Here is a 24,238-nt window from a genome sequence, read left to right on the forward strand (position 1 = left end):
TACTTCCCTTAGCAAAAACTGGAGGTTAGGCCGACATAATATCGATAATAGATTTGTCAGTATACGGCATACCGAAACGAACCATTGAGCCAACATTTCTTATCGTTTGCTCAACTTCTTCGCCTACTATACCTTGATTCTTAACACTGTGGTTACCCATCGCCATCAAATATGAGCGCACCGCCGTTGTCGATGAAGTACACACTTTCATCGCACAAGAGGACTTCGCACCATCGCACACCATACCTGAACTGTCGCTGATGACGTTTTGAATGGCGTAGCATGATTGCTCGAATGTACCACCAGCTAAATACACCAGCGCCATAGATGCCGCCGCACTGGTAACAGTGTTGCCACAAAATGCGGATAACGGTGGGTAATAAGATTTGATGTAAATAGCCCCTAAATGACTCATGATCAACGCGCGAGCCAGCTGTTCTTCGTCGTTTTGAAATGCTTCTGCGGCAACTACAACTGGCATTGTAGCGGCAATACCTTGGTTCCCACTGCCGAAATTGCTCATGGCTGGCAACGTCGCCCCTCCCATGCGAGCATCAGACGCCGCGGATGTCATCATCTGTATACGACTCATTAAGTCATTGCCCAATAAGCCTTGCTCGATGTTGCCTTTTAGCGTGCGTCCAATTTCTAGGCCGTAACCTCGGTCGATACCCTCTTGAGCCAGCAAGGTATTAAGCTCTGCAGCTTGGAGAATAAATTTGATCTCTTCAAAAGGCGCTTGAGTGGCAAACTCATAGATTTGTTTGATCGAAATATCCACACCTTCACAAACGGAAGCGGTTGCAACGCGTTGCTGTGGTGGAGCATCAAAAATCACGTCGCCATTGCGCGTGATCTGGATAATGTTGGTGTGACCGCCACTGATCGTAACCGAAACAACATCGTCACCAGAAGTGAGCGTTACGCTGCAATAAATGAATTCTTGCGTATCCATGCGCGCTACAGTTACCCGCTCTTCATCTATCAATTGTTGCGCAGCAGCGACATCCTGCTCATTAATCCGAGCCAACACTTCCAGTTCTGCTGTTGGGTCACCGGCTAATGCACCAACTGAGGCGGCAATTTTGAGGCCTATCTTGCCCGTTCCGGGTACGAAAACACCCATCGAGTTTTTAAATAGGTTGTCTGAAACACGCACCTCTATCGCATCAATATCGGATGTGCCCAACTCTTTTCTAGCAACTGCTGCCGCGTACGCAGCAGCAATGGGTTCTGTACATCCTAATGCAGGTTTCACAACTTGCTTAATGATTTGGATATATTGTGTCCATTGCTGGTTCATGCTCTGTTCTCCGTATTACTTTTTATGAGCAATCGCTTCGACTTCAATTAACACGCCAAGAGGCAAATCTTTCACTGCGAAGCAACTGCGTGCCGGACAATCTTGTTGGAAAAACTCTGCGTAGACCTTGTTAAACTCGGCAAAGTCATTAATATTCGATAGGTAACACGTTGTTTTTAAAACAGTATCGATACTGCCACCACCAGCCTCTAAAACGTGCTTCAAGTTAGTAAGAGATTGATGACTTTGTGCACTGATGCCGCCTTCAACTACTTTTCCTGTTGCCTTATCAACGGGTAACTGGCCAGAAGTAAAAATCAAATCGCCATAGCTAGTGCCATGTGAATAAGGTCCGATAGCAGCAGGCGCGTGTTCAGATGAAATCAATTTTTTCATTTTTAAATCCTCACATAAATTTTATTTTTTATTAAGAAGTTTCTAATTTAACTTCCGTATTAGCGTTATTTTTTCAATTAAATATGAACCAAACAACTAGATCAGATCACAAAATTCGTTAAAAACTCCAATTTATTTGAACTTCCTCGCCAAGATCTCAAATTTATCTGAATTTTCCACAAAAAAATTGGTGATATACATTTTCTCAATTAAATTTGAGAAAAATTCATACTAACAAGAGAAACAATAAAATGAGCGTGACAGCACCTACACAAACCTTACCCATCGGTAAAGAGCCACCGCACGTAAAAGCAGGCATGGCCCTAGATGAGTGGAAAGCCGCGATCAAGTTTGATAGCACAGACTGGGGATGGGTGATCATGAGTATCGGCATGGCAATCGGCGCCGGTATTGTTTTTTTACCAGTAAAAGTTGGCGTATTGGGCCTTTGGGTATTCTTGGCCTCTGCCGTAATCGGCTACCCAGCGATGTACTTGTTCCAACGCCTTTTCATCAACACTCTCTCAAGTTCACCAAAGTGCCAAGATTACGCTGGCGTCATTTCCGGCTACCTTGGTAACAAATGGGGGGCGTTATTAGGTGTGCTCTACTTCATCATGTTGGTGATTTGGGTCTTTGTTTACTCAACAGCTATCAACAATGACTCGGCATCTTTCCTACATAGTTTTGGCATCACGGAAGGTTTATTGTCTGAAAACCCGCTATATGGTCTGGCTTTAGTGTGCGCGCTGGTCGCTATTGCATCTCGTGGTGAAAAGATTTTGTTTAAGGTCAGTACTGGTCTTGTACTGATTAAACTTTGTACCGTTGCATTACTTGGCGTCATGATGATCGAAAAATGGGATGTAGCGAATGTCGGTGCAATTCCAGAAACAGGCGCTGGTTTGAAAGATGCAATTGAGCTACTGCCGTTTACTCTAACGTCTATTCTCTTCATTCAAAGCTTGAGCCCAATGGTGATCTCATACCGATCAAAAGAAAAATCGATTGAGGTTGCTCGCTTTAAAGCCATGCGCGCAATGAAAATTGCTTTCGGTATCTTGTTTGTGACGGTCTTTTTCTACGCGATTTCCTTTACGCTTGCGATGTCACATGAACAAGCGGTTAAAGCAGCAGAAGAGAACATCTCTGCTCTTGCGATGGTTGCGCAAGGCATGGACGGCACGACGCTAAAACTAATGAGTTTGATGCTGAATATTTTCTCAGTAATGACTGCGTTTTTTGGCGTGTACTTAGGTTTCCGCGATTCTTGCCAAGGTCTAGCGATGCTGGCTCTAAAAAAGGTCATGCCTGAAGATAAGATCAATAAAGACTTAGTCACCAAGGGAATCATTCTCTTTGCGATTCTCATGGCGTGGGGTGCAATTGTATTGAATCTACCAGTTCTGAGCTTCACATCAGTATGTAGCCCTATCTTTGGTTTGATTGGCTGTTTGATTCCAGCTTACCTTGTCTACCAAGTGCCTTCTTTACACAAATACAAAGGCGCGTCGCTTTACTTGATTATTGCGACTGGTATTTTGTTGTGCGTATCACCTTTCGTCGCATTTAGCTAAAACCTACTTTGCCTTGGCTGTTACTCAGGTAGTGATGGCCAAGGCAACCTTAAGATTCAACCTCTCCTCTCCCTGCTTTTCTCTCATCCTTGAGAACTCTTGCCACATACCGTCCTATTTGCAGTCTTTACGCGATCTCCCTCACACTTAATTGACAATTCTCGACTATGTTCAGCGGGTCATTTAAGTAGAAATTAGGAAATAACATGAACAAGTATTTAGCAGAGGCTTTTGGTACGTTCTGGCTAGTATTAGGCGGTTGCGGTAGCGCAGTGTTGGCTGCAGGTTTCCCAGACGTGGGTATTGGTCTGCTGGGCGTTGCTCTGGCCTTTGGTTTAACCGTTTTAACCATGGCATTTGCAATCGGTCATATTTCAGGTTGTCACTTGAACCCGGCAGTGACGGTTGGTCTTTGGGCTGGCGGTCGGTTTGAGACAAAAGACGTTGCGCCTTACATCATCGCACAAGTGCTCGGCGGGCTGATCGCTGGTGGCATTCTTTATGTCATCGCGACAGGACAAGCTGGATTCGATGTTGTGGGTTCTGGTTTTGCCGCCAATGGTTATGGTGAACACTCGCCGGGTCAGTACTCCATGCTTGCTGCGCTAGTTTCTGAAGTCGTGATGACGATGATGTTCCTTATCGTAATCATGGGGGCGACAGACAAACGTGCACCTCAAGGTTTTGCACCTATTGCGATTGGTTTGTGTCTGACTCTTATTCACCTGATCAGCATTCCTGTCACAAATACCTCAGTAAACCCGGCTCGTAGTACAGCAGTCGCGATATATGTGGGCGACTGGGCAGTTTCTCAATTATGGCTGTTCTGGGTTGCGCCTATTTTGGGTGGCGTACTTGGTGCAGTTATCTACAAAAACCTTCTTGGTAAAGAATCGAACGATTAATCGTTCCCAACTCACAAGATCAAAAAAGCCGCTGAATTCAGCGGCTTTTTATTAAATTCTGTGTCGACCTAACAGCGAGTGTGACAACGTCGTGCCATCAACAAGCTCAAGTTCTCCACCGACAGGCACACCATGCGCGATGCGGCTGGCATCAACTTGGTGTTCTTTACATAGCTCTGCGATGTAATGTGCAGTGGCTTCGCCTTCAACCGTCGGGTTTGTTGCTAAAATCACTTCGGCTATATCACCGCGACGTAAGCGGTAATCAAGCACATCCAGTCCAATATCACTTGGACCAATACCGTCTAGTGGTGACAAATGTCCCATAAGAACAAAGTATCGACCAGAATACTGGCCCGTTGCTTCGACTGCAGCAATGTCTGCCGGGCTTTCTACCACACAAATTTGACCATTTTCTTGGCGTTTTGGGTTAGTACAAATATGACAGACTTCTTCTTCGGTGAAGGTTCGACACTCAGTACAATGACCGATTTCTGTCATTGCCTGGCTAAGCGCATCTGCAAGTTGCAAACCGCCTTTTCTATCGCGCTGTAACAAATGAAAGGCCATACGCTGCGCTGACTTGGGGCCAACCCCAGGTAGACAACGTAAGGCCTCCATCAATTGCTCCAGCATATGACTGGTACGCATTAAAAGTCCGCTTAATTAAATATCAGCAGATTAGAATGGCATTTTCATACCTGGTGGTAGTTGCATACCGCCAGTTACAGAAGCCATTTTCTCTTTTTGAGTTTCTTCAACACGACGGGCCGCATCGTTGAACGCCGCAGCGATCAAATCTTCAAGCATTTCTTTGTCGTCTTCCATCAAACTTTCATCGATGTCAACACGACGTACGCTGTGACTACCAGTGATAGTAACTTTTACTAGGCCAGCACCAGACTCGCCAGTTACTTCCATATTCGCGATTTCTTCTTGAAGCTTTTGCATGCGATCTTGCATTTGCTGGGCTTGCTTCATTAGGTTGCCCATACCGCCTTTACCAAACATGTTTATCTCTCTGGTTTAATGAGGTGTTGCATCAATTAATGGGGTTATACCTTTGGGTTTTCAACCCCATTCCATTCGATTATTAGATAGGGCGCACACTATCTTTATCAAGCTCTGCAGCAAAACGACGTTCAATAAATTGAACATTTGGATCGTTTTCTAAACTGTTCAGCGCTTGCTGTAATTTCTCTTGGTAGAGCCTATCTCTCAGTTCAAGTGGTGTTTCTCCACTCTCCCCTATTTCGATGCTCATGTGGCACTCTTCACCTAACACGGTATTAAGTGCTTTAAGCAATTCGGCTTGAGCTCTATCAGTATTCAAATGAGCTTGGCTACTTCTCAATAGTAACGAAACGGTTGTTCCTTCCTTACTATAATGAGAGTTTAGCGCAAGTTGCTCTACCAGCTTAGGGATCTCCATTAAGCTGATGAGCTTCGCCCATTCATTATGTTCTAACGATTCATCGATGAGCTTTTGTGCCATTTCAGGCGTTTTCTCATGCTCAAGTGCCTGCTTGAGCTGCGTAGGTGTCAGTTTTGTATTCACTTTTGTCTCAACAGGCTTGCTTGGACGCCAGCGATACGCTTCCTCAACTTGTGGCTCCGTCGACTTCGGAGCTGAGTTTGGCGACACCTGCGCGGAATTGCCATGCAATTGCGCTACTCGGTCGATAACCGATTCTGGTTGTGCAGATGCCGCTTTAGGCTTTTTTGAGCCACCATTTTGAGGAGTGTTCTGTTGTAGGCCTTGACGCTGAGAACGTAATTGGTGACGTAAACCGCTTAGACCACCGCGCGCCGGTGTTGAAACGCTCTCTTGCACTTGTTGAGGTGGCGTTTCATGCTGCGGCGCTGGGTTTTCGCTCATCGGCGGCGCCATATCATACTGTGGCGGAACCGTCTCATATCCACTCGCGTGATACTCAGGTTGCGAATTGGATGAAGGTTGAGGCGCCACTTGTGGTGTGCTTTGTGCTGGATTCGGCTGCTGAGCTCGAGGAGCAGCGACTGTCTGAGCTGGCGCAGTCTTTGGCTGACTGGCACTTTGAACTGGTGCTGAAGCTGGTTCGCAGTTACTGGAAACAACATTTGCCCCACTGTTATTTGATGGGCGGAACGCCATCATACGCAGTACAATCATTTCCAGACCGACTCGCCCATTTGGCGAGAGGGTCAAATCTTCACGACCTTTCAATGCAATTTGGTAGTAAAGCTGAACGTCTTGCGGACTTAGTGCTTTACTCAACAACTCGATTTTTTCTGCATCTGGCTGCGCTCGGTCTAGCGACGCTGGCAACGCTTGATACATCGCAATTCGATGAAGCTGTGTTGCGACTTGCTGCAACAAACCATCCCACTCAACACCATTTGCCGCTAATTGCTGGATTTTATCCATGGCTTGTTGAGGTTGCTTGCTGCTGATTGACTCTAGTAAGTGAATCGCTTGGTCGGTATCAATCGTCCCCAACATGTGGCTGACAATATCGGTTTGCACCGCACCGTTACCTAAAGCAATTGCTTGATCGGTCAAGCTGAGAGCATCACGCATACTGCCATCTGCAGCATGTGAAATCATACCCAGTGCTTTTGGTTCTGCCGATACTTGCTCTTGACCCAAAATGTAGTCAAGTTGCTGATGAATATCATCAACGCTGATCGGTTTGAGATGGAACTGTAGACAACGCGACAATATAGTAACTGGCAGCTTTTGTGGATCGGTTGTCGCGAGTAAGAACTTCACATACTCTGGCGGCTCTTCCAGGGTTTTCAACAACGCATTGAAAGAGTGACGCGATAGCATGTGTACCTCATCGATGAGGTACACTTTAAACCGTCCACGAGCAGGCTTGTATTGAACGTTGTCTAACAGTTCGCGAGTGTCTTCAACTTTAGTACGTGATGCCGCGTCGATTTCAAGAAGATCGACAAAGCGACCTTCATCAATTTCACGACAAGTATCGCACTTACCACAAGGTGTCGCGGTAATGCCGGTTTCGCAGTTCAAGCCTTTGGCAAACAACCTACCGATACTCGTTTTACCCACACCACGAGTCCCGCTGAACAGATAAGCATGGTGTAAACGGTTTTGCGCCAGTGCGTTTTCCAACGCCGTCAGGACATGTTTTTGTCCGACAACTTGGTCAAACTGATTAGGACGCCATTTTCGCGCTAAAGCTAAATAACTCATTGAATGTATTAATGTCCTTCAAAATCGCAGATGCTGTACACGTTTAGACCTAATGCTTCTAAACGTTTATCGCCACCGATTTCTGGTAGGTTGATAACGAACGCAGCGTGCTCAACTTCACCACCCAGTTGGCGAATCAGCTTAGTCGTCGCTTCAATAGTACCGCCCGTTGCCAATAAATCGTCGACAACCAGTACTTTGTCGCCTTCAACGATGGCATCTGTATGGATTTCTAGTGTATCAACGCCGTATTCAAGCTCATAAGACTGAGCAACAGTAGGGCGTGGTAGCTTGCCTGGTTTACGCACTGGTACAAAACCAACACCTAGCTCAAGCGCTAAAGGCGCGCCAAATAAAAAGCCACGAGCTTCCGTACCCACAACCTTGGTAAAGCCCATATCTTTGTAACGTTCAACAAGTAAGTTAATCGTTGCTTGGTATGCTTTTGCGTCTTCAAGAAGGCTCGTTACATCACGAAATAGAATGCCTGGCTTTGGGTAGTCTTGGATGCTTTTGATGCTAGATTTGATCAGTGAAATTGTTTCTGTAGTCATAATACCGATTTACTTAGATTGGCTCATCGCCCTCTCTAATCGCAGTATCACGAGGGCAACGAACAATAGGTTTTCACCACTATGTGCTTATTTTCGTAACAGTCACAGGCGCTGAAAATACAAACGCCCACTCGAAGAGCGGGCACACTATTCTCTACAATCTTAGTGATTTTCTTCTCTGTCAGCAACCAACTCAATCACAGGCAGACGCATAAACCAGCCGAGTAAAACGATTAGCATCACTAAAAGACCAATTTTCACCCAAACAAGGGGAACAACAACGATTGAAACCATGAAACTAAGTGCAATAAAAATGGCGCCACGCTGTTTTACTTTTGAAGTAACAGCCCGGTGCTTATGCCAATTATCGAGAATCGGTCCAAACGTTTTGTGGTTATGTAGCCAATGATGAAATGCGGGGCTACCACGCATAAAACATGCACTAGCAAGTAGAATGAAAGGAGTGGTGGGTAAAAGCGGAAGGGCTATGCCGGCAATGCCGAGCACAATACAGAGTCCACCAACGGTATTGAAAAAGTAACGCTTAATACGAATGGTGAACTCCGGTACAAAATAGCTAGATTAAAAGCCTGCGTAACCATTCATTACACGAAGCCAGGTTAGCGTTGCAGGTAATGTTGGAATTAAAAGTACTGCAATGAAACCTAAAAAGTAAAAAATATTATAAGGCTCTTTAAAATCTTTGTCTGCCATGATGTATCTTCTCACTAGTTGACTTTGCTTCTCCCAAGGCACAGCGTTAAATTATCGTTGCACAAATGGGTCATTATTGTTTTAGGCGTTGACTATACCTTAAACAGCCAAATCTAAACACCAGCAAAAAGTAAGGTTATTGTTCGAGCATTTGTTGTTTTTTTGTGGTTCTAAAAAGACAATAAGCAGCGCCAAGACGCTGCTTATTGTGTTATGAAGTCAGAATTATACCAGTCGTGATTTCCGGGCAATATTTAAGCTAAAACTTGAAGAGCCTAAACAACCGATGGATAACTGACCAGCAACACCTAGCGGTAAATCTCGGGTTATGAAGTTTTTCATACTTCCTGCCCCTAAACAGTTACCTGCCGCGATATGTTGATTAGTATTTCCGTCAGACCAATGACTATCTAAACCCGCAGGCAGGATAGAAACGGAGGACGAAGCCAGATCAGCGACACCAAATACAGCATTAACCGCACCAGCGCACTCTGAACACTCGATTCCTTTTTCAATGATCCCTACCATATCCTTCAGATCAGCACTGAAACTCTTCAAATTACGCAGGTAATCGTCAAACAAAGCCCTAACAAGCAATGTCGTCGCGACACCATCATTACTCTGGGAAGCAGAGTCAACGAGATAGAACGCAAATTGCCCATTCATTAACCAACGATAATCGAACACCAGTGGCATAACGTCCGTCGATTGCAATAAACGGTATGAGCAGCGCCAATCACCTTGAGAAGCATCTTTCTCTGGCAATAGAGCATGCAGTAAATCTCTTGCAGCACTCGGGTTCTGCTGCAAATACTCTAGATGCCAGTGAAGCTCTTGCTCATCTGGGATTTCGCCACCGTCATCGACTCGGAACCACTGACTTGAAAAGTCTCGCTGTTCGGAGAAATGGCTATCGGTATCTTCGAGCGTATTGTCTATCGCCTGAGATAGGTGCTCATAATTACCTATCGGTTTAGGAAGAAAATCTTTAATACCAAATCGCAACGCTTTCGCGACATCGGACATTTCATCCGTGCCGGATACCACGATAAGCGGCAAGTATGGATATTCAAGACTGACTTCTTCGACGAATTCAATGCCATCTAATACCGGCATCGATAAATCACACAAGATAAGATCGGGTTGGCATTCCCTGAGTTGTTGAAGCGCCTCTAGGCCGTTTTCAGCTTCTACTACTTTAAAACCCTGACTTTCTAAATAAGCATTGGTTACTTTACGAAATATTGGATCATCATCCACCAACATAATTAGTTTTTGATTAACCACTTCCTGTGCCGAGACCATTGCCGTTTGACTGTGAGTCTTAAACATACCTTTACACCTCACAAAGCTAAGTCAAAAAACAGATTTATTATTAAGTCATTATTTTTGTTGTGTTTACATCCGGCGAAACGTTGCGCAGCAAGACTTGAGGCCGTTCCGCCTTGTTATAAAACGTAGCTTGAAAACGGCGTTTATACAAATATTACGGGGTATAACAGTATTTACTCAAACAGGGTTGCTGTGTTCAAATGATGCAACATGTTGACTTAAAGCAAGCTTTGATCACAAAGTTAATTATAAATTAGCCGTAATCGGTAATTTAATGTGTCTGGAAATATGAAATTAGATGACTTAAACCTGTTTCGACTGGTTGTCGAAAATGGGAGCTACACCGCAACTTCGCGAAAAACCATGATCCCGGTTGCGACCATCACCCGACGCATTCAAGCGCTAGAAGACTCTGTCAATCTTCGACTATTGAACCGTCACGCTCGCAAACTCTCGCTTACAGAAGCCGGGGAACGTTTTTACCATGAGTGCTCCCCTTTGCTACAAAGGCTAACCACGGCAGCAGAGGAAATCACTGACGACTGCCGAGGAGCATCAGGCAAGATTAAGATATCGGCGCCTTATAACTTAACTAAGCGCATGATGATGCCGATGTTCAACAGCTTTATGAAGCAGTATCCGGACATCAATATCGAACTAACGACAGAAAATAATGCAGACAAGCTTGACCCTACTGAATGGGATGTCATTTTTCGAGTGGGGCCCCAACGTGATTCTAGCCTGATCGCACGTAAGATTGGCGAAGTGAAGGATATTCTTGTCGCAAGTCCTGACTACCTTGCCTCGAATCCAGCACCAAACCACGCAGAAGAGCTCTCTAACCATTCATTGCTAAAAGGCTACCCTCTTATCAAGTGGACCTTAATTAATAGCAAAGGCGAGTCTGTCGTAAACGTTGATCGTGGTCGCTTTCAGGCGAATGCACTAAATGTAGTACGCAGTGCTTGTTCCGAAGGTTTAGGCATCACGCTAATGCCAGATGTCATGATCAAAGAATACATCGAAAGCGGCGATTTGGTACGCATACTGCCAGATTGGAGTGCAAACCCGCGCGACATTTATATGCTTTACAACCACAAAGATCACCTGCCAGAGAAAGTTCGTCTCTTTATCGACTTTGTGATCGCTTATAACATCCACTAATTCGATAGCGAATACAAAAAACCAGAGCCGAAGCTCTGGTTTTTTTACGCCTCAAGAAAACGCCTATTATGCGCCTTCGTTATGCAGCTCTAGGTTTGCTAAATCCTGTTGGATTTCAAGTTGTGTTTTCGCATCATCGTTACGAAGACCATCTAAGAAGTCTAGGTATTGTTGGTCGATATCACCCGTTACGTATTCGCCGTTAAACACGGATGTATCGAACTGAGTAATATCTTGGTTTCCAAGGCCGACAGCCTCAACCAAATCTTCTAGACGTTGATAAATCAATGCATCAGCACCAATCTGCTTACAAATTGTATCGTTGTCGCGGCCATGAGCAATAAGCTCGGTAGCACTTGGCATATCAATACCATACACGTTCGGGAATCGAACTTCTGGTGCTGCTGATACCATGTACACTTTCTTCGCACCAGAATCACGTGCCATTTCGATGATTTGTTCTGACGTAGTACCACGAACGATAGAGTCATCCACCAGCAACACATTCTTATCTTTGAACTCCGAGCGAATTGCATTCAACTTGCGACGTACAGATTTCTTACGTTGTTGCTGACCAGGCATGATAAACGTACGTCCCACGTAACGGTTTTTCACGAAGCCTTGGCGGTAAGGGATATCGATCGCTTGAGCGATTTGAAGTGCGATGTCGCACGACGTTTCAGGGATAGGAATAACGACATCAATATCAAGATTTGCGTAGTCTTCACGAATACGTTCGCCTAACTTTTTACCCATTTCAACGCGAGCACTGTATACCGAAATTTTATCGATGAACGAGTCTGGACGAGCAAAATACACGAACTCAAAAATACAAGGGTTCAGCTTAGGATTGTCTGCACACTGCTTCGTGTACAGTTCACCGTCAAACGTTGCGTAGATCGCCTCACCAGGTGCAACATCACGAACAAAATCAAAACCGACGGCATCCAATGCTACCGATTCAGACGCAACCATGTACTCCGCTCTGCCATTAACTTCACGCTTACCTAAACATAGAGGGCGAATACCGTGTGGGTCACGAAATGCAATCATACCATGACCGATAATCATGGCAGTCACAGCGTAAGCACCACGAATTGTGCGATGCACATTGGTGACTGCGCGGAATACGTCTTCTGTCGTGACATTTCCTTTTACTGAGTCAATTTCGTGCGCCAGTACATTTAGTAATACTTCGGAGTCTGAAGTGGTATTGATATGACGGCGATCTTTTTCAAACAGCTTTTGACGAACTTCGTTAGCGTTGGTCAAGTTGCCATTGTGGGCAAGTGTAATACCGAAAGGAGAGTTTACGTAGAAAGGTTGAGCTTCTGAAGCGCTTGAACTGCCTGCTGTTGGGTAACGAACATGACCAATTCCGACCTCGCCTTGCAGGCGCTGCATATGTCTTGCTTCAAATACATCCTTGACTAAACCGTTCGCCTTGCGCAGACGAAAACGATTGCTTTCTATGGTACAAATACCAGCGGCATCTTGGCCACGATGCTGTAACACCGTTAACGCGTCATAAATAGACTGGTTTACAGGCGTTGTGCCCACGATTCCAACAATACCACACATGTCCTAATCCTCGATTTGCGACAGTAGCTGGCACTACTAGATAGTGCCAGACAGAAAACTTGATGTTGCTTGTAAATGCTCGAAGAATGGGGCGATGATACGGCTGAACTCAGGGATCAACTGTGAATCTTTCCACCAATCCGAGCTTGGGAATGCAGTAAACGCATCCATAAAAAACAGCACCGCAGAAACAATTAAGACTCCGCGTAGACCACCAAATACAATCCCAAGAATTCGGTCCGTACCTGATAGCCCTGTTTTTTGTACCAGTTGACCAATGACGTAATTCACCACTGCACCAACTACCAAGGTCGCGACAAATAAAGCCGCAATCGCCGCTCCGTTACGAAACATGTCATCTTCGATGTTGGTGAAGTACACCGCCAATTTGGCGTAGTAGTTGCTGGAGATAAAAAACGCTCCAAACCAAATCACCAAAGACAAAGCTTCTTTAGCAAAACCGCGAACTAAACTGATCAGAGCTGAAAATCCGATCACACCTAAAATGATAAAATCTATCCAATTCATGTTTTCTTCATCTTAAGTTGGCGCGCATTTTAACAGAAAAAATGCTGACGCAAACGTTTTCTTATGGATTTAATGGCTTAAATTTAAGCAATTGACCTTTTGAGCCTGTAATTTTTTGTAATTCCTTGACTTGCCGTTCAAGTTTACTTTTTGACACATCAGGACCAACAATCACTCTCGTAAACTCGTTTTCTTTCTTTGTATGGGCTTGATAGCCACGCTTTTGCAAATCAGCGACAAGCGCGACCGCATTTTCGTGATTCTTAAGCGCCATCAACTGAATGATCCAAGCAGAATCTTCATATTGATTTTTTTCTTGCACAGGACGAGTGGCCACCTCAACTTGCTCTGGCTGTTTGATGACCTCTGGTTTAGGCGTCGGCGTTGGGTCAGGCTCAGAAGCAGCCACTTGGGCGCCCTCTTGCTCCTGCACCACCGCTTCAACTGGAGAGTCCGGTAACACTATATCGTCTTCCACTGGCTCTAATATTTCGAAGTTTTCCACATCACTATCAAGTTCAGGTTTGATAGGAATACTGGCAAATTCTTCTTTGTAGTGCAGTTTCTTACCATCTAGCACATCGGGAAGAACAATCACTCCGACTGCGACTAGAATGATGGTGCCGACTAAACGACTTTGGAATTTACTTGCCATCAAAATACCTTTACTTATTTATTATTTGATTGCCAATGTTCCAATACCTCTCCGACGGTATGGAATGAGCCAACCACCAGAATAACGTCTCCTGTCTTTGCGTGGCTTCTCGAACTCTCGAAGGCGTCAACAGGGTTTTCAAAATGAACTTGCCCATCAGGTAAGTATTGGCACAATTCATCAGCTGTCGCCGCTCTCGGTCCAGTAAGCGACGCTGGATACCATTGTGTTGCAACTGGAGTTAGCGCTTCAATGGTTGCTTTAATGTCTTTGTCATGCAGCATTGCAACCACAATATGGATATTCTTACCCAGATATTGTTGCTTCACTCTCTCTACCAAATACTCAGCAGAGTGCGGGTTATGAGCGACATCAAGGACTATTTCAGGTTCGTGATGCAGTACCTGCATACGCCCTGCCAGGCGAGCATTATTCAAGCCATTGACAATGTTTATGTCAGTGATTTGCAATTCCGATGCTCCTAACGCCATCAATGCTGTTGCCGCATTTTGTAGCGGTAACGATGGGACAGGTAAATCCTCTAACGCAAATGCACCACTGCTCCACTTCCAACCATTATTAGTCAGTTGGTAATCATACTGAATACCCACTTGGAAGAACTCAGAGCCAATATCGTCAGCATGAGCTGCCACGGTCGCCGGTGGCGTTGGTTGACCACAAATTGCTGGCTTCCCTGGACGGTAAATGCCTGCTTTTTCAAAACCAATGACATTGATGTCATCACCAAGCCAATCCACATGATCGATAGCTAAGCTCGTAATAACAGAAACATCATGGTCAACAACGTTGGTGGCGTCTAGACGGCCGCCAAGTCCTACTTCAAGTAAGACAACGTCAACTTTCTCTACTTGGAAAATACGTAGCGCAGCAAGCGTACCGAATTCAAAGAGGCTAAGGCTGATATCACCACGCTGCTTTTCTACATAGTCGAATGCTTCACAGTGCTTTGCATCTACAACGTCAACGCCATTAATACGTACACGCTCGTTGTAACGAATCAGGTGCGGAGAGCTGTAAACACCGACTGAATAGCCAGCATCGAGTAAAATGGCTTCCATTAACGCACACGTTGAACCTTTGCCATTGGTGCCGGCAACGGTGATTACGGTTGGAGCTGGTTTGGTAAGATTGGCTTTGTTTGCTACCGCTTGGACACGGTCTAAGCCTAGATCAATTGCTGAGGAATGAATATTTGCTAAATAATCAAGCCACATCTCTAATGAAGATGTGGCTTGAGGAATTGGGTTTTGGGTCATCTAACTTTAACCATTAAATTCTTTGGTTTTTATGTTAGTTGATACTTTACCCTTTTTCGTCCGCTTCTGGTACAGAATATGGCTCTTCATTTGGAGATTCGTTAACCGAAACCACCAAAGGAGACTTGTGGTTAGTCATCTTAGCGATTAGACCACCCACACGCTGACGCATTTCACGACGGTCAACGATCATATCAATCGCACCGTGATCAAGCAGGAACTCACTACGCTGGAAACCTTCAGGAAGATCTTCACGCACTGTTTGCTCGATAACACGACGACCAGCAAAGCCAATCAGCGCCTTAGGTTCACCGATGTTGATATCACCCAACATAGCCAAACTTGCTGATACACCACCCATTGTAGGGTCAGTGAGAACCGAAATAAACGGCAGACCTTTTTCTGATAGACGCTCAAGCGCAGCACTGGTTTTTGCCATTTGCATAAGAGACATCAATGCCTCTTGCATACGAGCGCCACCACTTGCTGAGAAACAAACAAGTGCACAATTGTTTTCAATTGCTGCATCCACCGCTTTTACGAAGCGAGCACCAACAACTGAACCCATTGAACCGCCCATAAAGGAGAATTCAAACGCACACGCCACAAGGGGTAGACCAAGCAGTTCACCTTGCATCACAACTAGCGCATCTTTCTCTCCGCTGTTTTTTTGTGCTGCAGAGATACGCTCTTTGTATCGCTTAGAATCTTTAAATTTCAGTTTATCCTGTGGCTCAAGTTCGGTACCTAATTCAACTCGATTGCCTTCATCTAAAAACGTTTCCAAACGACGACGCGCTTTCATGCGCATGTGATGGTTACACTTTGGACAAACTTCTAGGTTACGCTCTAGTTCAGCATGGTATAAAACCTGTTCACAAGAGGTACATTTAGTCCACACACCTTCTGGGATAGAAGCTTTGCGTGAACTTACTAGGTTGCTTTTCTCTAAAATCTTTTCAAGCCAACTCATGGAAGACCTTTTCTCTCAACTCTTCCGCTTCATTGCGAAAGATATAAATTCGACATAATACCGACGGATTAAACCATATCTTGCAGCTACTGTAGATAAAAAACTGGTTGTACCTATTTTTGATATCATAAATAGCGTATGTTTTCCGCTCACATTCAATGTAAACACTACCGATATTTTGAAATAAGTTTGTAAAATTAGTTCAAATTATCTGGCAAAAACAGTGGGCCGATCGGCACTTCAGGTAACCCAAATTCTTCTGGATAGTCTACATCTACCAGGTACAGACCTTCCGCTTTCGCTGTCGCACCCGCTAGTTTGCGATCTTTAGCCTCTAGCAACCATTTGATCCATTCAGGGCTCTCTTCACCACGTCCAACCTTTATCAAGCTACCCGTGATGTTACGAACCATATGATGCACGAACGCATTAGCTTTAATATCAATAACCACATAGTTCCCATGGCGCGTAACGTTCAGATGCATCAAGTTTCGAAATGGGCTACGAGACTGACAATGCGCCGCACGAAACGACGTAAAATCATTTTCACCAAGCAGATACTGCCCTGCCTCATGCATTTTTTTCTCGTCGAGCTCACCATGATAGTGGCTCACACCAGAGTTTAAGATACCAGGTCGTAAAGCATGATTGAAAATAATGTAGCGATAACGGCGCGCTGTCGCTGAGAATCGTGCATGGAAATCATCTGGGACTTCCTTAGCCCAACGAACCGCTATATCACTCGGCATGTTCGCGTTTGCGCCCATGGTCCAAGCTACCATTTTTCGAGTAACGTTGGTATCAAAGTGCACAACTTGTCCTGTGCCATGTACGCCAGCGTCTGTCCGACCAGCACACTGCACTTCAACTGGGTGATTAGCGACAACGGACAATGCTTTCTCTAGCTCTTCTTGGACACTTTTCACTTCTCTTTGACGCTGCCAACCAAAGTAGTTTGTACCGTTGTACTCGATACCTAATGCGATTCTCATCTTAACCTTCGAACTCTAAAATGGGGCGGGAAGTATATACTCAAGTCACCTCAAGTTGCCAGTTTCAACAAGGATGACGTAAAGGTAGCATCATACTAGCGGGACACAAAAAGGGTAGCTAACGCTGACCTTTTTAATTTATCGGCCATTAATGGCATCAATCAGGCTCTTTGCTTCGCGGCGAATATCATCTTCACCGTAAACAATCGCCTCTTCTAGTAGTTTTATCGCCCCTTGAGAATCGTTCATCTCGAGATAGATTTTAGCAAGGTCCAGTTTTCCAGCAGCTTCAGCGTTGCTATCTACGTCAACATCGCCGATCTCACCGATAACATCTGGAAACTCGTTCAATCCGACATCAAGCTTCAGATCTTCTTCTTCGAATTCACCACCTTCTTTATCGACCTGAGCCATCAATTCATCAATCGTCATAAATTGATTTTTCTTTGGGTCGAAGTCATCCAAGTCGCTTTGCTCTGCCCAGTTTTCTTGCGCGATCTCTGGCTGACTTAGTGCGTCACTCGAATTCCAAACATCACGCTGGTCCTCAGGCACATCTTCCGTAGAACTTACACTATCGGCAGCTGGTTTAAAGCCATCCCAATCATCTCCAACATCAAGCATGGTTTCAAAATCCATACCTGCGCTTGCGATGGTGTCACTGTCTAACTGACCTTCAAATACCTCTGAACTTGCGTCTTCAGCAAGAAGGTTAGCCATTGAAGATTCATCATCTAAGTCACTTAGTGGCTCACCCTCTGTCGCCGTTGGCTGCACTTCTGGTTCAGTATCAAAACCGTTTTGCTGCGCAAAGACTTCAAACAAAGCATCATGATCGTTATCGGCTTGAAGAGTTGGTCTCGATGTCTCAGCTTCAACATTAGGAGTCTCTGGCGCACTCTCATTCATTGATGCGAGAACATCTTCCTCATTGAACTCAGGAAGGTCTTGGTCGTCAAAACTTAGCTCTTCACCCTCACCGGAGATTGGTTCTATATCTACGGTTTCAGAACTCGGTAATTCTGGCTCTTCTTCCATAGATGCCAAGGCGTCTTCTTCACTGAACTCTGGTAGATCGAGTTCATCAAAATCGAACTCTTCTTCTGCTTCAGTAGCCGACTCAGCTTCAGAGCGCTCAGGCTCGATAGACTCTGATTCATCTAACGTAGGTTCGCCTGCCATGGACGCCAATGCGTCCTCTTCGCTGAACTCTGGTAGATCGAGTTCATCAAAATTAAATTCATCTTCTGCTTCAGTGGCCGAATCAGCTTCAGAGCGCTCAGGCTCGATAGACTCTGGGTCATCAAACGCAGGTTCGCCCGCCATAGACGCCAATGCGTCCTCTTCGCTGAACTCTGGTAGATCGAGTTCATCAAAATTGAATTCATCTTCTGCTTCAGTCGCCGACTCAGCTTCAGAGCGCTCAGGCTCGATAGACTCTGATTCATCTAACGCAGGTTCGTCCGCCATGGACGCCAGTGCGTCTTCTTCGCTGAACTCTGGCAGTTCGAGTTCATCGAAATCGAACTCTTCTTCTGCTTCAGTAGCCGACTCAGCTTCAGAGCGCTCAGGCTCGATAGACTCTGGGTCATCAAACGTAGGTTCGCCTGCCATGGACGCCAATGCGTCCTCTTCACTAAACTCTGGCAGTTCGAGTTCATCGAAATCGAACTCTTCTTCTGCTTCAGTCGCCGACTCAGCTTCAGAGCGCTCAGGCTCTACAGATTCTGGTTCACCAAACGCAGGTTCGTCCGCCATGGACGCCAGTGCGTCTTCTTCACTGAACTCTGGTAGATCGAGTTCATCAAAATCGAACTCTTCTTCTGCATTGGTTGCCGACTCAGTTTCTGATGCTAGTTCTGAACTTTCTGGCTCACTTTTGTTACCCGAGTTTTGTTCTTGTTCTGGTTGAGTTTCACTTTCTAGTTCAGGCTCATCCAGTAGCCAATCTTCTTCTTGTGGAACACCAAATTCATTTTCTACTGTATTTGGTGTCGGAGTGAACGCCGGAGCGTCTTCTTCTGTCTCAACTTGAGGCGGCACTTTAGCATCAGGCTCTACTGATGCATCTTGCGTTGACTTAGAATTGGCATCCTCTTCTTGTTGTGGCGAAGATTCCTCTATCTCAGCTTGCGACTCTTCAACTTGTTGTTGCGCTAAATCATCTTCAGTATCAAATAGCGCATCCAGTTCAGCAGAAAAGTCCGCTTTTTCTTGCTCTGTAGGCTGAAGCTCTTCACTGTCTGACTCAAACAAGTCGTCTAGCTCGCTCATTAAAGGATCGTTCTCTGGTGAGAGGTCCTCTAAATCACCAAGAAACTCATCGCTGCTAAATGGCTCTGAAGCAGTTTCTGGCTCGGTTAATGGTTGCTCTGGCGCTGTTTGTTGTGGGTCTGGTTGACTGTCACTTAATAAAGCGTCGATGTCCAAACCAGACTCAATTTCCGGCTCTTCATGAGCGGGCTCTGACTCGGCTATTGAAGATGGTTTTTCGTCGCCGTCTGGTTCGCCAAAACCAAGTGAAGCGAGTAACTCTTCCTCCTCCGATTTATTCTGTGCAGGGCTTTCGTCCTCTCGAATCAGATCATCAAACGGATCTAACTCAGTCTCAGTTTCTGTCTCTTCATCAAGTTCGGATGTGACGTCATCAATGAGTTCATCCAGTAAATCTGTGCTATCTGCATCTAACTCTTCAATCGAGTCATCACCTTCAAAACCAGAGAGTGCTTCTAGCTCATTCAGTGGGTCAAACTCGTCGTCTGTTTCATCTTCGTCAAAATCGATCAGTTCATCGAGTAAGTCCGTACTGTTTTCATCTAGAACGGCGTCTTCGCTGGCGTCACCTTCAACTTCTGTCGGCTCAGTAACAGGCTGCTCGTATTGAGCTAATAGCTTATCGATATCGTCATCAGATGCCTCTCCTGCGCTGAAATCATCATCCGATACGGGCTGTTTTAGTTCAGGTTCATCGGTATCTAGGTCGAAGTCGTCATTGCCAAGTTCCGCAAACAAGTCATCAAGCATATCCTGATCGACAGTGTCACTTGGTAACTCTTCTGACGGCTCATCTGCTGCAAGTAGTTCCGCAAACGCGTCGTCTGAAAGCGAGTCTGCTTTCTCGTTCGTATCATCTGAAAGATCGAAGCCAGCCTCATCGTCATCGAGCACTTCTAGTTCTGGAGCAACCTCATCTAAGGCTCGCTCCATCTCTTCTAAACCAAGCGCTTTTTCTTCGCCGTTAACTTGGATACCATTGTTTGATGACTCAAACTCATCCAGACCAACATCCAGATCGCCGTCATCACCGATACCCGCAAATGGGTCATCGTCCCCTTCTAGATTGAAATCAAGTTCTTCATCGTCAAGGTTGGCAAAGACGTCTTCTTCTAAGTCTGGCTTCTCTTCTTGTGTAGCCTGAGTATTTATATCTTCATCTGCGAACAACTCATCATCAAGTGTGAGTTCTTCATCCAGCTCGTCCGTCGCCGCTAAACCAATTGGCGCAGCTAATGGATCGGTTTCCTGCGGCGATTGCGCAGCAGGCTCTTCCTCTTTGTTTTTAGAACGGCGACCAAGCAACATCACAACCAATAGTGCCAGCAATGCACCTGGAATAAGCGCCGCTAAGCCGACAAGCCAACCATTAGACAAAATCTTGTCAATCGTACTTGGCTGCATGCGTTGTTGCTCAGCAAGGCGCTGGCGCTCTTCAGCAAGCAGTTTCTCGACTTCCGAGCGAATGCGTTCTTCGTCATTCAGCTCATTTTTCAAGGTTTCAACTTCGCTTTGCACTTCTGACAACATTAAGCGAAGACGATGGTTCTTCTCTTCCAATGACTCTAATTCACTTTGTGAGCCTTGAAGTTTGTCTTTTAACGCACTGACCTGCTTTTCACCCTGCGGAGAGGTGTTCACAGGTGGCGCAGGAATAACTGGTATTGTTTTTTGAACCGGTTTTGGTTCCGCAGCTACAGTGGTTTCTGGTTTAGGAGCAACAGGCTTGGGTTCTACTTTTATTTGTGGCTTTGGTTGCTCGGTGACGCGTTGCGCTGGCGTGGCTCTATTTGTCGGCTTCGGCTGTTTTAACTTAGCCTCGTGCGCTTTCATAATCGCAACAGCTTGCTCTGTAGTCGCGCTTTGCACTTGCTCTAGAGACGGTACTCGTAGTCGACTCCCTGGGATCAACTCATGAATGTTTTGGTTCTCAAACGCTTGAGGGTTAATTCGATAAATGGCAAGAAGCGTTTGTTGAACGGTAACACCGCGTGAAGGTCGTAATTCTGAAGCGATCGACCATAGTGTTTGATTTTCACCAGTCGGACCAAAGAAACGTGACGGCTGAGTATTTGCAGGAGGAGCAGGTAATGCTCGCTCAATATCTTCAGCATAGCTCGGAGATGATTGCACTTCACCAGATGGTCCAACAAGACGAATTCCTTCGGCTTGAACCACTGATGATGTCTGAGTCGCGCTCATCAACACAAGGGCTGCTAACAAACGCTTATAATTTTGACGCATAGAAGGCTCAGTTTTGTGCTAAATACAATTTGAAATGGTGATCGGTTAAATATATCGGATATCACATGCAAAACTATAGCGTTGAGAATAAAAAATGTGTGGCTCTCGCCATATTCGTACTAATCTCACACTATTTTGTTCCGTTCGTACAAAAAAGCCTCGCATAATGCGAGGCTTTGAAATGAACAGTAAGTGACTTAGTAGTAATCGCGGATCAGGACTTCAGCGATTTGTACCGCGTTAGTTGCTGCGCCTTTACGCACGTTATCCGCCACAACCCACAAGTTTACACCACTGTGGTGGCTGATATCGTTGCGGATACGACCAACCATAACATGATCTTTACCACCCGCATCACGCACTTGTGTCGGGAAGTCATCACCGTGGAAGACTTCAATGCCTTCTGTTTGCTCAAGCAAGTTAACAACTTCTTGTGCATCGATTGGAGAGCGAGTCTCAATGTGAAGCGCTTCAGCATGACCATAGAATACCGGCACACGCACACACGTTGGGTTTACTGTGATTGATGGATCGTTAAAGATCTTCTGTGTTTCCCACACCATTTTCATTTCTTCTTTGGTGTAGCCATTTTCCATCATCTGATCGATTTGCGGAATACAGTTAAACGCAATCTGTTGAGAGAATTGCTTCTTATCCGCAGGCAGACCGTTTAGAAGCTTAGCCGTTTGACCTGCTAGTTCGTCAATGCCCGCTTTACCCGCACCAGATACGGATTGGTATGTAGATACGTTAATACGCTCAATACCCACTGCATCGTGAATTGGTTTTAGTGCCACCAGCATTTGAATGGTCGAACAGTTTGGGTTCGCGATGATGTTACGGTTACGAAACTCTGCAATCGCTTCTGGGTTTACTTCTGGCACAACAAGAGGAATGTCGTACTCGTAACGGAAGTGTGAAGTGTTGTCGATAACGATAACACCTTCATCTGCCGCGATTGGCGCCCATTTTTCAGATAGTTCACCACCAGCAGAGAACAACGCAATATGAGCTTGAGACCAATCAAACTCTTCAACGTTCTGTACACGAACCGTTTTGCCATTAAAGCGATAAGTCTTGCCTTCGCTACGCTCACTTGCCAATAAGTGAATGTCACCCACTGGGAATTTACGTTCTTGAAGCACTTCTAAAATTGTTTCACCGACCGCACCGGTCGCACCTAAAATGGCAACATTATATTGCTGGCTCATTGACTTACCTCAATCTGAAAACCTAGTTCTGCTAATGGAGCAAGGTTACATGTTTTGTTACCCACTAGCGTGACAGCGCTGTATTCACGGCGATCCCAGTAGTTTTTACGCATCAGGTCAAAAGCACCTGGCTTACTGATCTCACGACAGAAAAGAGCGTCATCTCTACGCACATCATAGATTAACTGCGTGATGTTATGCAGTGTTGCTTCATCCCAAGCTCTGTCCAATACCATAGTAGGAACAGGCGCGGTTGGCAGTAAATCGCTGGCATGCGCACGTAATTCGTTATTTAAGAACTCACAGTAGCTGTTGAAAATCATCGTCGTACCGCGAGCTTTCCCTTCCAAGCCGTAGCCTGCAACGTGAGGGGTTGCGAATGCTAGCAGAGGCAGAAGCTCCATATCAACCTCTGGTTCAAATTCAAATACGTCAAGCGCTGCGGTAAAACCGTCGTTTTTCAAAAGACGTTGCTTCAATGCCTCGTTATCAACGATTGGACCTCGCGCGGCGTTAATCAAAATCTGATCACCACGAAGCGAGTTTAAAACCGTTTCATCAATTAAGTGATGAGTTGGATATGGACCATCTCTGGTGATTGGCGTGTGCAGCGTAATGATGTCTGAGCCTTCAATCAGTTCTGTCAACGGAGTAAAGCTACGAGGATCACCAGCCTCTTGTTTGAATGGGTCATTGATGAGAACTTTAATCCCCATGCCTTTCAAACATTTCTCTAGGTAGCTACCTACTTGGCCTGCACCAATAATACCTACCGTCTTGTCAAATACCGAGAAGCCTTGTTGCTGAGCGAGCACCATCATCACGCTGAACGCGTATTCCGCCACACCCACTTTGTTACAACCCGGCGCAGCGGTGAAGAATATACCTTTCTCTTTTAAAAGCGCTTGGTCGACATGATCCATACCTGCTGTTGCGGTACCAACAAACTTTAGCTTGTTTGCTTTGCTGATTAGATCGGCATTCACTTTGGTTACCGAGCGAATCATTAGGGCATCAACATCCACTAAATCATCAGCCGTCAGTGTACGACCTGGTTTTAGAATCACTTCACCGAGTTGGCTGAATAGCTCTTCAGCGTACGGCATATTTTCATCAACAATAATTTTCATAGCGCCAGCGTTTTAACATCCATTTGTATGAGTTCGTTTATTCGCAAGATGCGAAACTAAAGCGATTGTGCCCTTTTCCCGAAAAATCTCAAGAAATAACCCTAATAAACCTCAAGGAGATTAGTTCCAAAGAAATCGTTTAACGGGAAGCAATGTAAAAAGCAGAAATTGAGAAAAGAAAAAGCCCGGCTAAATAGCCGGGCAAAGTTCCAGAACAAAAGGATCCTAT

At 45.4% G+C, this 24,238-nt stretch carries 21 protein-coding genes; 3 read left to right on the top strand and 18 right to left on the bottom strand.

Annotated elements, in window-relative coordinates; genetic code table 11:
• Positions 1 to 25 precede the first annotated feature (25 nt).
• Together ACWYVB_RS10225 and ACWYVB_RS10230 are read right to left on the bottom strand one after the other, a co-directional pair.
• Complete coding sequence (locus tag ACWYVB_RS10225; RefSeq protein ID WP_006741736.1) at positions 26 to 1,303, bottom strand: L-cysteine desulfidase family protein; 1,278 nt, start codon at positions 1,301 to 1,303, stop codon at positions 26 to 28.
• A 15-nt stretch (positions 1,304 to 1,318) separates the two neighbouring features.
• Positions 1,319 to 1,699 (bottom strand): RidA family protein, encoded by a 381-nt coding sequence (locus tag ACWYVB_RS10230; RefSeq protein WP_005397224.1) that lies wholly within the window; start codon positions 1,697 to 1,699, stop codon positions 1,319 to 1,321.
• Positions 1,700 to 2,016: 317 nt separating this feature from the next.
• Between ACWYVB_RS10230 and ACWYVB_RS10235 the strand changes: the two genes are divergently transcribed.
• Together ACWYVB_RS10235 and aqpZ are read left to right on the top strand one after the other, a co-directional pair.
• The gene (locus ACWYVB_RS10235; RefSeq protein WP_031780611.1) at positions 2,017 to 3,276 is read left to right on the top strand and encodes an SLC5/6 family protein; all 1,260 of its coding nucleotides are present in this window, start codon (positions 2,017 to 2,019) and stop codon (positions 3,274 to 3,276) included.
• A gap of 206 nt (positions 3,277 to 3,482) precedes the next feature.
• Positions 3,483 to 4,181, top strand: coding sequence for an aquaporin Z (gene aqpZ, locus ACWYVB_RS10240; protein WP_074191655.1), 699 nt, complete (start codon positions 3,483 to 3,485; stop codon positions 4,179 to 4,181).
• A 51-nt stretch (positions 4,182 to 4,232) separates the two neighbouring features.
• On the opposite strand, the gene recR is transcribed toward aqpZ, so the two are convergent.
• The 7 genes from recR to ACWYVB_RS10275 all read right to left on the bottom strand — a co-directional run bounded on the left by recR (position 4,233) and on the right by ACWYVB_RS10275 (position 9,980).
• The gene (recR, locus tag ACWYVB_RS10245; protein WP_031780610.1) at positions 4,233 to 4,832 is read right to left on the bottom strand and encodes a recombination mediator RecR; all 600 of its coding nucleotides are present in this window, start codon (positions 4,830 to 4,832) and stop codon (positions 4,233 to 4,235) included.
• A 30-nt stretch (positions 4,833 to 4,862) separates the two neighbouring features.
• Complete coding sequence (locus tag ACWYVB_RS10250; RefSeq protein ID WP_005380618.1) at positions 4,863 to 5,192, bottom strand: YbaB/EbfC family nucleoid-associated protein; 330 nt, start codon at positions 5,190 to 5,192, stop codon at positions 4,863 to 4,865.
• Positions 5,193 to 5,274: 82 nt separating this feature from the next.
• Positions 5,275 to 7,380: a DNA polymerase III subunit gamma/tau gene (gene dnaX / locus ACWYVB_RS10255; protein ID WP_395222177.1), complete on the bottom strand. Its 2,106-nt coding sequence runs from the start codon at positions 7,378 to 7,380 to the stop codon at positions 5,275 to 5,277.
• Between the two features lie 8 nt (positions 7,381 to 7,388).
• A complete protein-coding gene (gene apt / locus ACWYVB_RS10260; protein WP_005380615.1) occupies positions 7,389 to 7,934 on the bottom strand; it encodes an adenine phosphoribosyltransferase in 546 nt (181 codons plus the stop codon).
• 162 nt (positions 7,935 to 8,096) lie between these two features.
• Positions 8,097 to 8,483 carry a YbaN family protein gene (locus ACWYVB_RS10265; protein ID WP_371131105.1) on the bottom strand — a complete coding sequence of 129 codons (387 nt, stop codon included), beginning with the start codon at positions 8,481 to 8,483 and terminating at the stop codon, positions 8,097 to 8,099.
• 33 nt (positions 8,484 to 8,516) lie between these two features.
• The gene (locus ACWYVB_RS10270; protein ID WP_005380608.1) at positions 8,517 to 8,648 is read right to left on the bottom strand and encodes a hypothetical protein; all 132 of its coding nucleotides are present in this window, start codon (positions 8,646 to 8,648) and stop codon (positions 8,517 to 8,519) included.
• Between the two features lie 225 nt (positions 8,649 to 8,873).
• A complete protein-coding gene (locus tag ACWYVB_RS10275) occupies positions 8,874 to 9,980 on the bottom strand; it encodes a response regulator (protein ID WP_005397213.1) in 1,107 nt (368 codons plus the stop codon).
• 288 nt (positions 9,981 to 10,268) lie between these two features.
• Here ACWYVB_RS10275 and ACWYVB_RS10280 point away from each other — a divergent pair, with 288 nt between their 5' ends.
• Positions 10,269 to 11,144: a LysR family transcriptional regulator gene (locus tag ACWYVB_RS10280; RefSeq protein ID WP_005397211.1), complete on the top strand. Its 876-nt coding sequence runs from the start codon at positions 10,269 to 10,271 to the stop codon at positions 11,142 to 11,144.
• 66 nt (positions 11,145 to 11,210) lie between these two features.
• On the opposite strand, the gene purF is transcribed toward ACWYVB_RS10280, so the two are convergent.
• The 9 genes from purF to ACWYVB_RS10325 form a co-directional block, all read right to left on the bottom strand.
• Complete coding sequence (gene purF / locus ACWYVB_RS10285; RefSeq protein WP_005397209.1) at positions 11,211 to 12,725, bottom strand: amidophosphoribosyltransferase; 1,515 nt, start codon at positions 12,723 to 12,725, stop codon at positions 11,211 to 11,213.
• Positions 12,726 to 12,761: 36 nt separating this feature from the next.
• Positions 12,762 to 13,253, bottom strand: coding sequence for a CvpA family protein (locus ACWYVB_RS10290; RefSeq protein ID WP_005380590.1), 492 nt, complete (start codon positions 13,251 to 13,253; stop codon positions 12,762 to 12,764).
• A gap of 61 nt (positions 13,254 to 13,314) precedes the next feature.
• A complete protein-coding gene (locus tag ACWYVB_RS10295; protein ID WP_301658232.1) occupies positions 13,315 to 13,908 on the bottom strand; it encodes an SPOR domain-containing protein in 594 nt (197 codons plus the stop codon).
• A gap of 14 nt (positions 13,909 to 13,922) precedes the next feature.
• Positions 13,923 to 15,185: a bifunctional tetrahydrofolate synthase/dihydrofolate synthase gene (folC, locus tag ACWYVB_RS10300; protein ID WP_395222178.1), complete on the bottom strand. Its 1,263-nt coding sequence runs from the start codon at positions 15,183 to 15,185 to the stop codon at positions 13,923 to 13,925.
• Between the two features lie 46 nt (positions 15,186 to 15,231).
• Positions 15,232 to 16,158 (bottom strand): acetyl-CoA carboxylase, carboxyltransferase subunit beta, encoded by a 927-nt coding sequence (gene accD, locus ACWYVB_RS10305; RefSeq protein ID WP_005397203.1) that lies wholly within the window; start codon positions 16,156 to 16,158, stop codon positions 15,232 to 15,234.
• A gap of 197 nt (positions 16,159 to 16,355) precedes the next feature.
• Entirely contained in the window at positions 16,356 to 17,150 is a 795-nt protein-coding gene (gene truA / locus ACWYVB_RS10310) for a tRNA pseudouridine(38-40) synthase TruA (protein ID WP_047010110.1), read from the bottom strand.
• Positions 17,151 to 17,288: 138 nt separating this feature from the next.
• On the bottom strand, positions 17,289 to 21,668 hold the full coding sequence (locus ACWYVB_RS10315; protein ID WP_395222180.1) for a FimV/HubP family polar landmark protein: 4,380 nt from the start codon (positions 21,666 to 21,668) through the stop codon (positions 17,289 to 17,291).
• 197 nt (positions 21,669 to 21,865) lie between these two features.
• Complete coding sequence (locus tag ACWYVB_RS10320) at positions 21,866 to 22,879, bottom strand: aspartate-semialdehyde dehydrogenase (RefSeq protein WP_006741728.1); 1,014 nt, start codon at positions 22,877 to 22,879, stop codon at positions 21,866 to 21,868.
• Positions 22,876 to 24,009 (bottom strand): 4-phosphoerythronate dehydrogenase, encoded by a 1,134-nt coding sequence (locus ACWYVB_RS10325; protein WP_457528890.1) that lies wholly within the window; start codon positions 24,007 to 24,009, stop codon positions 22,876 to 22,878. Before ACWYVB_RS10325 ends, ACWYVB_RS10320 begins: the two co-directional genes overlap by 4 nt.
• Positions 24,010 to 24,238 lie beyond the last annotated feature (229 nt).

It is taken from the genome of Vibrio sp. JZG10, from assembly GCF_054064075.1.